At 34.8% G+C, this 11,223-nt stretch carries 6 protein-coding genes; 3 read left to right on the forward strand and 3 right to left on the reverse strand.

The genetic code is table 11. From position 1 onward, the window contains the following. Window positions 1-108 precede the first annotated feature (108 nt). On the reverse strand, window positions 109-4,617 hold the full coding sequence (gene gltB / locus Q0787_RS11850) for a glutamate synthase large subunit (protein ID WP_298902913.1): 4,509 nt from the start codon (window positions 4,615-4,617) through the stop codon (window positions 109-111). Window positions 4,618-5,059: 442 nt separating this feature from the next. Here gltB and Q0787_RS11855 point away from each other — a divergent pair, with 442 nt between their 5' ends. Genes Q0787_RS11855 through amt form a run of 3 tightly spaced genes read left to right on the forward strand, consistent with a single transcriptional unit; the run spans window position 5,060 to window position 7,403 of the window. Further along, the gene (locus tag Q0787_RS11855) at window positions 5,060-5,794 is read left to right on the forward strand and encodes a DUF6733 family protein (protein ID WP_298902914.1); all 735 of its coding nucleotides are present in this window, start codon (window positions 5,060-5,062) and stop codon (window positions 5,792-5,794) included. 24 nt (window positions 5,795-5,818) lie between these two features. Continuing rightward, the gene (locus tag Q0787_RS11860; RefSeq protein WP_298902916.1) at window positions 5,819-6,157 is read left to right on the forward strand and encodes a P-II family nitrogen regulator; all 339 of its coding nucleotides are present in this window, start codon (window positions 5,819-5,821) and stop codon (window positions 6,155-6,157) included. 4 nt (window positions 6,158-6,161) lie between these two features. Further along, complete coding sequence (gene amt / locus Q0787_RS11865; protein WP_298902917.1) at window positions 6,162-7,403, forward strand: ammonium transporter; 1,242 nt, start codon at window positions 6,162-6,164, stop codon at window positions 7,401-7,403. Window positions 7,404-7,511: 108 nt separating this feature from the next. Here amt and Q0787_RS11870 read toward each other — a convergent pair whose 3' ends face one another. Together Q0787_RS11870 and leuB are read right to left on the reverse strand one after the other, a co-directional pair. Next, a complete protein-coding gene (locus Q0787_RS11870; protein ID WP_298902918.1) occupies window positions 7,512-10,094 on the reverse strand; it encodes a phosphoenolpyruvate carboxylase in 2,583 nt (860 codons plus the stop codon). Window positions 10,095-10,099: 5 nt separating this feature from the next. Then, a complete protein-coding gene (gene leuB / locus Q0787_RS11875; RefSeq protein WP_298902919.1) occupies window positions 10,100-11,218 on the reverse strand; it encodes a 3-isopropylmalate dehydrogenase in 1,119 nt (372 codons plus the stop codon). Window positions 11,219-11,223 lie beyond the last annotated feature (5 nt).

Here is an 11,223-nt window from a genome sequence, read left to right on the forward strand (position 1 = left end):
TGGTTGTCCTGAGTTCAATTCAGGAAAAGCTTGAACTGACGTTTTTTATAATATATCCAATCAAAATGTATAATTGGTATTGTCTAGTATCTTCAAATTATTAGCTGACTATACTAATGCTTCAACCATTTGTTCTTCGGTTTCCAAGCGTTTTAATGCGCGCTTGTATTCTGTTGGCATAACTCTTACAAAATGACCTAAACTCGTTTCCCAATCTGCTAATAATTGTCTTCCTCTTTGACTGCCTGTGAATTTTACATGCTTCTCAATTAAGGTTTTTAAATCATTAGTATCTTCTTTTTCGATAGCTTCAAACTCGATAGTTTCCGTATTACACAAACCGTTTACAAATTTGTTTTCTGGATCGTAAACATAAGCCACTCCTCCACTCATACCAGCTGCAAAGTTTCGACCAGTTTTACCAAGAACCACTACTTTTCCGCCTGTCATATATTCACAGCAATGATCGCCAACACCTTCAACAACTGCAGTTGCACCAGAATTCCTAACTGCAAAACGTTCTCCAGCAATTCCATTAATATAAGCCTGACCATTAACTGCACCAAACAAACACACATTACCAATGATGATATTGTCTTCTGCTACAAAATCTGCCTTTGCTGGTTTCTTTATGATGAGTTTTGCTCCAGATAAACCTTTCCCTAGATAATCATTAGAATTTCCTTCAAGAATAAAACTTAATCCATGCGCACCAAAAGCACCAAAACTTTGCCCAGCAGAACCTTTAAAATTGATGTTTAACGTGTCTTCGGGTAGGCCTAAATGACCATATATTTTAGAAATTTCGTTGCTCACAATGGCACCAACTGTACGATTGGTGTTCTTTATTGCATAAGACAAATTCATTTGCTCTTTTCGATACAAAGCGCGATGTGAATCTTTAAGAATTTTGAAATCTAAGACATTATCAAGGTTATGATCCTGCTTTTCAGTATTCTTAACAGTCATCTGATTATATGCTGCTGGTCTGTGTAATATTGATGATAAATCTAAACCTTTTGCTTTGTAATGCTTAATCGCTTTATTAGCATTAATCTTGTGGGTTTGGCCAACCATTTCTGACATGGTTCTAAACCCTAATTCTGCCATAATCCCTCTTAATTCTTCTGCGATATAGTAGAAGAAATTAATCACATGTTCAGGTGTGCCCTTAAAGTTTTTGCGTAACTCTTTATCTTGTGTTGCAATACCAACAGGACACGTGTTTAAATGACATTTACGCATCATTATGCACCCTGAGGCCACTAAAGGTGCAGTTGCAAATCCGAATTCTTCAGCACCCAATAATGCGGCAATAGCGACATCTCTACCTGTTTTTAGTTGCCCATCGCATTCAACGACAATTCTACTTCTTAAACCATTAAGCACTAAAGTTTGTTGGGCTTCAGCTATACCTAATTCCCATGGCAAACCAGCATGTTTTAATGATGTTAATGGTGAAGCTCCAGTCCCTCCATCATAGCCAGCAATTAAAACAACATCTGCTTTTGCTTTCGCTACTCCTGCTGCTATAGTACCAACTCCAACTTCAGAAACCAATTTCACATTTATTCTAGCATCCCGATTGGCATTTTTTAAATCGTATATTAATTGTGCTAAATCTTCTATTGAATAAATATCGTGATGTGGTGGCGGCGAAATCAAACCCACAAAGGGTGTCGAATTTCGAGCTGCTGCTATCCAGGGAAGCACCTTTTCTCCTGGCAGCTGACCACCTTCACCAGGCTTTGCTCCTTGAGCCATTTTAATTTGAATTTCTTTGGCATTAGTTAAATAATGAGAGGTTACACCAAAGCGACCAGATGCAACTTGCTTTATAGCAGAGTTTCTACTGTCACCATTAATATCTGGCTGAAAGCGACTACGATCTTCTCCGCCTTCACCAGAATTGGATTTCCCTCCAATTCTATTCATCGCAATTGCCAAATTTTCGTGTGCTTCTCTAGAAATTGAACCATAAGACATGGCTCCCGTTTTGAAACGTTTTACTATTTCTGTCCAAGACTCTACTTCCTCAATTGGGATGGGGTCGATATTATTAAATTCAAATAAGCCACGAATGGTCATTAAGTTTTTAGATTGTTCGTTGATATTTTTTGCATAAATATCATAACTCGTTTGATCACTCAATCTAACAGCTTGTTGCAATTTTGCCACTGTAGTGGGATTAAATAAATGACGTTCTCCATTTCGTCTCCATCTGTAGTCTCCTCCAATGTTTAAACCTAAACTTTTATCAATGTGCTTGGTCGGATAGGCATGTTGGTAGCGTTTATCGATTTCCTTTTCGATTTCATATAGACCAATACCTTCAATTCTAGATGCTGTATATGGAAAATATTTCTCTACAAACTGTGAATTAAAACCAACGATTTCAAAAATTTGAGAACCTCTATAGGAACGTAAAGTTGAGATTCCTATTTTATTCATCACTTTCAGAATCCCTTTTCCTATTGCTTTGTTAAAATTATCAACGGCTTTTTGTTCATCCATAGCAGTAATGAACCCTTCTTTCACTTGTATTCTAATAATTTCATTTACCATATACGGATTTACGGCACTGGCTCCATAACCAAATAAAGTTGCAAAATGATGTGGTTCACGCGGTTCTGCAGATTCAATAATAATATCGAAATACGAACGCTTTCGTAAGCGATTCAACTGATGATTTACATAAGAACAGGCTAAAAGTGCTGGTATTGGCGCCTTCTTTTTACTGACTCCTCTGTCAGATAAAATAATGATGTTTGTTTTTCGATCTAGCGCTTTTTCAATTTGAATGATAATATTATCTAACGCATCTTCAAGTCCGTTAAGACCTTTTTCTTTTGTATATAATATTTCTACAGTTTCTGCTTTGAAACTTTCAACTGTAATGTTCCTAATTTTCTCTAAATCATCATTTGAAATTACAGGATTTTGAATTTTCAGTTTTCTACATTGTCGTTCTGTAATACTAAAAATATTTCTATCCTTTCCTAAAGACAGGCTAATATCTGTTACAATTTCTTCACGAATACCATCTAAAGGCGGATTAGTTACTTGAGCAAATAATTGTTTGAAATAATTAGAAATGAGTTGTGGTTTGTTAGATAAGACAGCCAAAGGTGTATCAATTCCCATAGAACCCAACGCTTCTTTGGCCTTTTGAGCCATTGGTGTAATAACTTCCTGTATATCTTCAAACGTATAATTAAATAATCGCTGTCTTGTTTTAATATCTAAGGTTTCTACAGGACAGCTTGTTCCTGTATAAGGAATATCTTTTAGATGTAACCTTGTTTTATCTAGCCACTCTTGGTATGGTCTTTCTTTAACAATTTTGCTTTTTATTTCTTCATCATTAATGATTCTGCCTTGGTTCATGTCTACTAAAAACATCTTTCCTGGTTCTAAACGTCCATGACGTTCTACATTTTCAGGCGCAATATCTACAACACCAATTTCTGAAGACATGATTAGTTTTCCACTTTTAGTAACTGTATATCGTGACGGCCTTAGGCCATTTCTATCAAGTAATGCTCCAATATAGTTTCCATCCGTAAAAGGAATAGAAGCTGGCCCATCCCAAGGCTCCATAATACATGCATTATAATCGTAAAAAGCCTTACGCTCTGGCGACATCGTGGCATGTTTCTCCCAAGCTTCGGGTATCATCATCATCATTACTTCTGGCAATGAGCGCCCTGTATGTGTTAATAATTCTACGACCATATCCATGGAAGCTGAATCTGATTTCCCAGGTAAAATGATTGGAAATAATTTATCTATCTGAGGACCAAAAACGTCACTTTTCATAATTTCTTCACGAACACGCATGCGACTTACATTTCCGCGAAGTGTATTGATTTCTCCATTCTGACACATAAATCGGAACGGTTGCGCTAACTCCCAAGTAGGCATTGTATTCGTTGAAAAACGCTGATGTACTAAAGCCAAACGCGTAACCAAATCGTCTTCTTGTAAGTCTTTATAATAGGCTCCAATATCCTCTGGCATAATGATACCCTTATATATTAAGGTTGTCGTTGACAAGCTAGACACATAGAAATATGAACTTTGCGACATTTTAGAATGTCGAATCGTATGTTCAGTTATTTTTCGTGCTGCATACAATTTTGCATTAAAATCTGATTCTGAGACTTCATTAGATTTTCCAACAAAAATTTGTTCTATATTAGGTTCTGATGCCAAAGCAATTTCACCTAATTGCGTTGAATCTACAGGTACCACTCTCCATCCTATTACAAAGAGCCCTTGAGCAATAATTTCTGCTTCGAAAGTGTCTTTACAGAATTTATATTGATTTCTGTTTTTTGGTAGGAATACCATACCAACAGCATACTTTCCTTTTACAGGAACTTTAAAACCGCAAACACGTTTAAAATAGATATGAGGAATATCAATTAATAAACCAGCTCCATCACCAGTTTTACCATCTGCACTAACACCTCCTCGATGCTCCAATTTCACAAGAATTTCTAAAGCATCATGGATAATTTGGTTGGTCTTTTCTCCTTTAAGATTACAAATAAATCCTGCACCACAATTTTCGTGTTCAAATTCTGGTAAATAAAGCCCTTGTTTCTTTAACATAATTGATGACATTTTGATGGTTTCTACACCTTAATATATCTGTAATATATATTGTAAAATTCGATTTAAAAAAAAGCCGAAACACTTTTCTCATATCGATAATTAAGAGCTTTCAAATTGAAAATTTGACAATATTATTGAGCTTTAATATGAAATCTGCAATTAAAAAATATTCAATAAAAAAGGAGCTTTGTTACGAAAACGTTTTCGAAAACTTACTTCTGTTAAATATTATTCATGAAAAACCAAAAATATATGCATTTTTCAAAAATCACGATTTCTTAAATTTCAAAAAATAAGCGATAAAATTATTGTACCCCTATTTTTTATGGGTATAAAATATCAAAAACATAAAAATCAAACAAAATACCCCCTTTTTTTATGGGCATAGATGTCATTTATATAGTTTTGAATTGAATTTAATCAACAAAATATAATCATTATGAAAAAATTATTTACCATTTCAATGTTCTTAATTACCTATAGCCTAATTGCTCAAGATGATGCAGCAACTGATGATAAAATAGACTTTGGATTGAATCTCAACCACGACGCTTTTTTTGGATTTAATCCCATGATGACATTTGGCTACACCATTAATGAAAACAGTGCAATAACTGCCTATGGTATTCAATGGGGAGCTGGCACAGGGAGTGCTTGGGGACAATGGACTGAATTTGGCTTAGGCTACAATAAAACCTTAGGTTACTTTGATATTAATCCTCAAATAGGTTTTACGATGGGCAACTTACTTTCGAGTGGAGCAAGCCAAAAAGGTATTGTTGGAGATGGTATAGTGCCGAATCTTACAGTTAATTATGATTCCAATAAACTAGAAGGTCAAATTTACTTTGGCTATTATGCTGCCTTGACTGATAAAACAGAAGTAGGAGATGCAACAAATAATTACATACACTACTGGGCTAATTTTGGCTTCAAAGTCGCATCATTTTTATCACTAGGAGCTCATTTCGAAGAACTCTATTTGAGCGGAGGAGATATAAATGGTGGTGGAGAACTCGATAGAACAGATGGCTACAAATGGCTTGGACCTTATTTAGAATTAAAAAAAGGATCATCAGGTTTAAGGGTTTCGCTTGGAGCAAATTTAGCTGACGAAGATGACAGATTTGCCCAAAATGATTTCTATAAACTTACATTTTTCACCTCTCTTTAAGTTGTTAATCTAATTTTAAATATCATGAAAAAAGTTGAAGCAATTATTAGGAAATCAAAGTTTTCTAAAGTAAAAAGAGCGCTCCACGATGTAGGCGTAAATTTTTTCTCTTATTGGGATGTCACAGGGCTTGGAAACGAAAAAGAAGGTCATGTTTACAGAGGTGTTTCTTACAGCACAAGCGATATACAAAGGCGATATCTTTCTATAGTTGTAAATGATGATTTCGAAGACATCACTGTAAAGACTATTCTCGATTCGGCATATACGGGAGATGTTGGAGATGGCAAAATATTTGTCTCTCATATCGAAGAGGTTTACAGAATACGAACTGGAGAAAAAGGAGGACAAACTTTAAAGTAAACACATGGATTTATTTACAATAAACAATGTATGGATGATGATCTGTACAGCGCTCGTCTTCTTTATGCATTTAGGTTTTGCATTTTTGGAAATCGGGTTAACACGACAAAAAAATACGATAAACATATTATTTAAAAATATGTTTATCATCACTGTAGGTTTACTACTTTATTGCTTAGTAGGTTTTAATCTTATGTATCCTGGATTCGAATCTGGAGATTGGGGAATTCTAGGTTCGGCTGGTATTGGTTTAGATTCTCCTTTAACAGAAGCAGGCTCTTTAGACTTAGCTTACAATGAAGGCTACACCTATTGGACAGATTTCTTATTTCAGGGTATGTTTGCAGCAACGGCGGCAACCATAGTTTCTGGTGCGGTTGCAGAACGCATGAAAATTGGTCCGTTTATGATTTTCACCATAATCTATGTTGGATTCATTTATCCGATTGCAGGATCTTGGAAATGGGGAGGTGGATTTTTACAAACACTAGAAACTCCATTTTACGATTTTGCTGGTTCTACATTAGTACACTCGGTTGGTGGATGGGCCGCTTTAGTCGCTGTATGTTTACTAGGTTCTAGAATTGGTAAATTTAAAGATGGAAAACTACAAGCCATTCCAGGACACAACATTCCAATAGCAACAGCTGGTGTTATTATATTATGGTTAGGTTGGTTTGGTTTTAATGGAGGGTCTGTTCTATCTGCCAACCCTGAATTAACATCACTAACTTTAGTTACAACATGCTTGGCAGCTGCCGCTGGAGGTGTTGGCGCTGCAATCGCTTCAGTTGCTAAGTTTAAAAATCTAGACTTAACCATGTTTCTTAATGGTATTTTAGGTGGGCTTGTTGCTATTACAGCTGGAGCAGACCAAATGAGTCCTACAGATGCTATTATCATAGGCGCCATTGCTGGAGTAATAATTGTATTTGCAGTATCTTTAATTGACCGTTTAAAACTAGATGACCCAGTTGGTGCTATTGCAGTACACTTAGTATGTGGTATTTATGGAACACTAGCTGTAGGTGTCTTTGGAAATCTAGCAGGTGGAACTCAGTTTTTAAGTCAACTTATTGGAGTCGTATCTTATGCTGCTTTCAGTTTTGTATCGGCTTTTTTAATCCTCTTTATCATGAAGAAAACTATAGGTATTAGAGTTTCTGAACAAGAGGAGCTTCAAGGTTTGGACAAACATGAACATGGTATGAGTGCGTATTCAGATTTTAGAATGAATGAACACTAAAAAAGTAAATTTTAAATTTATTGGTAATTAACTAAAAACCCTCTAAAGAATTCCTTAGAGGGTTTTTATATGGTTATACAGTTAATTTATTCTCCCATAAATGGGTAACTAAGCCGAATTTCGACTTGCGTTGATATTACCAAATAATGAGCGAGTTACCATGCTAGTATACACTTTCATTTCCTCATTATCAGGTTTTACACCAGATTTTTCAAGTTCTTGAATCTTCTTTAGCGCATACTGTTGAATCGTTAATAAAGGTAAAACGATAGACTCTCTAACTGCAATAGATGCTCTACCTGCTGGTTCTTCTTGCATTAATTCTTTATATCCAGTAAGTTTAAGGATAAGACGCTTTGACGTTTCATATTCATTATAAATGATTTTCCAAAATTCTCCATACTCTGGATCATCAGCCATATATCGTGTTAAATCAAAGAAAGACTTTGACAATGACATCATACTGTTCTCAATAAGTGTTTTAAAGAAATCTGAAGTTTTAAATAGCGTTTGCACTTTTTCAAACTCTCCAGAATCCTCATAATGTTTTAAAGCTGTACCTACTCCAAAAAAGCCTGGCACATTTTGTTTTAATTGGCTCCAAGAACCCACAAAAGGAATAGCTCTTAAATCTTCAAAGACTAAACCTTCAGACTTACCACGTTTTGATGGACGACTTCCAATATTTGTCTTGGCATAATACTTAAGCGTACTCATATGTTCTAAATATGAAATAAACTTTGGATGCGCTTTAAAATCTGAATAGGCTTTATAACTTCGATTAGACAAATCTGCCATTACTTCTCTATTCTCATGAGTCATACTTAAATCTGTCTCACTGATACTATTATGAATTCCTGAACTAATTAATTGTTCAAGATTATACTGAGACGATTCTAGAGTTCCAAAATTAGAACTAATTGTTTGTCCTTGTATGGTTAGCTGTACTTCTTTATCTTCAATAGTTGGCCCAAGAGATGCATAAAAATTATGCGTTTTTCCACCACCACGTGCTGGTGGTCCTCCACGACCATCAAAGAAAATAACAGTCACACCATAATTTCTAGACACTGTTGTTAAATTTTCTTTAGCTTTATAAATAGCCCAATTTGCCATTAAATAACCACCATCTTTAGTACCATCACTAAAACCTAGCATTATGTTTTGCTTATTTTCTCTAGATTTTAAATGCTTTGCATATTCTGGATTTGTATATAAGGCTTCCATGACTTCTGGCGCATTCTGTAAATCCGTTATGGTTTCAAAAAGCGGTCCAATATCTACTGTCAATTCATCTTGAAATGCCACCAATTTTAACATTGCAAATAATTGCATAACATTAAGCGTGGTCTGGTTGTTACTAATAATATAACGATTAGCAGCTTTCTCGCCATTAGTCACCTGAATCGTCTTTATAGCTTTCATTGTTCGTAAGGCTTTCAAGGTGTCTTCATCTTTGATTAATGATAAATCAACCTCTCCCTTAACTTTAGACAAAAACGTTACCTGTTCTTTTTCTGATAAATCGTGATAATTCTTTGGAAAAATATCGCTTCCGCTTTCAATCAAGGCATTAACCATATCATTAAAGAATTGATTATGCTTACGACTGTCTTGTCTTATATCTAAATTTGCGAAATGAAACCCAAACAAATGGATTTTATTAAGCAAACTATTAACCTCTGACACATAAAGTGATTGATGCTCGCTTACAATACTATTTTTTATCTCTTTTAGCTCTTCTGCAAACGTCTGAGCTGTTAGGTTGGAATTTTTGTTCGTAATAATTTTATACAATTCTGTTTCTAAAACTACTATCCGCTCTTCCACACCAGCAAAGGTTAGTTTTCGTCTTAATCGACGTGCATCTCTGTAATAGTTTTTAATAACTGTATCTCTTAATCTTTTTGCAACATTTAAGGTTATTTCTGGAGTCACAAATGGATTTCCATCTCTGTCACCTCCAGGCCAAAAACCGATATTTATAATATCGTTTTCAATTTGTTCGCCTTCAAATATATTCTGCTGAATATAATCATATATTGTCCCAAAAGACTTATAAAACACATTCTCTAAATACCATATTAAACTCACGGCTTCATCATAAGGAGTAGGCTTTTTATGCTTAAAAAAAGGCGTCTTTCCTAGCTGAGCTAATAGGTTATTAATTCTAAGCAAATCATTTTCTCGAATGGCTTCAGTTAAATCTGTAATGATCCCTAGTACCGAACCAGGATAAAACTGTGTTGGATGGGCAGTTAAAACAATACGAACCTTAAACTCTTCTAAATATTTTCTGAGCGTATCGAGTTTATTATTTTTTGTTACCGATTCCTTCAAACTTCGAAGTGTTCCAATACCATCCATATTATTTACAACAGGAAACGCTGCATCTTCAATAGCATCGAACAAAACGACTTGGCGCTCTATATACTGAATAAATCGAAATAGTAAATTAATTTGACTTTTAGGAGATCTTCTTGCTTGGTATTTTTTAAAGAATGTATCAACAATTGTTGTTGGATCTTCTTGATTGGCAAATCCTTTTTTACAGGTCTCATGAAACAAAGGCAATAAGACTCCTGTTTTTGTAATCGTATCAAACGGTAAGGTCATAAATATACTGTTGTATATCTGATACTTGGATAATACATTTTGATTGAATCTCGTAAGTTTTGGCTGTGTAGGCATTTAATTTATATAATAGTCGACTGACCTAAGTGAATATTTGTAAAGTTCATATTACTGTCATTAGGATTATTGATGAAATCTTCTATAAACTCTCCTACTTTACCCGTAGTTATATTATTGTATTTCATATTAATGTCTGGTGTAGAAACATCTAGTTTCAGAGATTTTTCTACAGCTTGTTTTATCAATTCAGATTCAGCAAATAAATCAAAATGCTCCAATAACATTGCTGCTGATAAGATTGACGCAATTGGATTAGCAATACCTTTGCCTTCTGCCTGTGGAAATGATCCATGAATAGGCTCAAACATGGCATATTTATCTCCAATTGAAGCAGAAGCTAACAATCCAATTGAGCCTCCAATAACACTTGCTTCATCACTTAAAATATCACCAAACATGTTTTCAGTTAAAATAACATCAAACTGTTTTGGGTTTAATATCATTTGCATAGCAGCGTTATCTACAAACAAATAATCTAGCTTAACGTCTTGATATTGTACAGCAATTTCGGCAACAACTTTTCTCCAAAGTCTTGAGCTTTCTAAGACATTAGCTTTATCCACTAAAGTTACTTTATTTTTCCTGTTTTGAGCAGCTTGAAACGCTAAATGTGCAATACGCTCAATTTCTTCTCTAGAATATGAACACAAATCGGAAGCCCTATTACCATCCTCGCTTAAGTCCTTTTCGCCAAAATAGATCCCTCCTGTTAACTCTCTATAAATACTAATATCAGTACCTTGAATAATATGCTTTTTTAAAGGTGATTTACCTAATAATGTTTCATACGCTTTTACAGGCCTTATATTAGCATAGAGACCTAGTTCTTTTCTTAATTTGAGTAAACCTTGTTCTGGACGCACTTTGGCAGTTGGATCATTGTCATATTTTGGATGCCCAATAGCTCCAAACAAAATAGCATCAGACGATTTACATAAATCCAAAGTTTTTTCTGGCAAAGGATCGTTGTATTTGTCAATGGCCATAGCTCCAACATCTCCGGTTACAAACTTAAAATCATGATTAAATTCGAACGCAATTGCTTTTAATGCTTTTACTGCTTGGTTTGTAACTTCTGGTCCTATACCATCACCTGGCAAAACGGCTATATTTAATTTCATATTAT

This window comes from uncultured Psychroserpens sp. (assembly GCF_947492715.1).
GTDB lineage: Bacteria > Bacteroidota > Bacteroidia > Flavobacteriales > Flavobacteriaceae > Psychroserpens.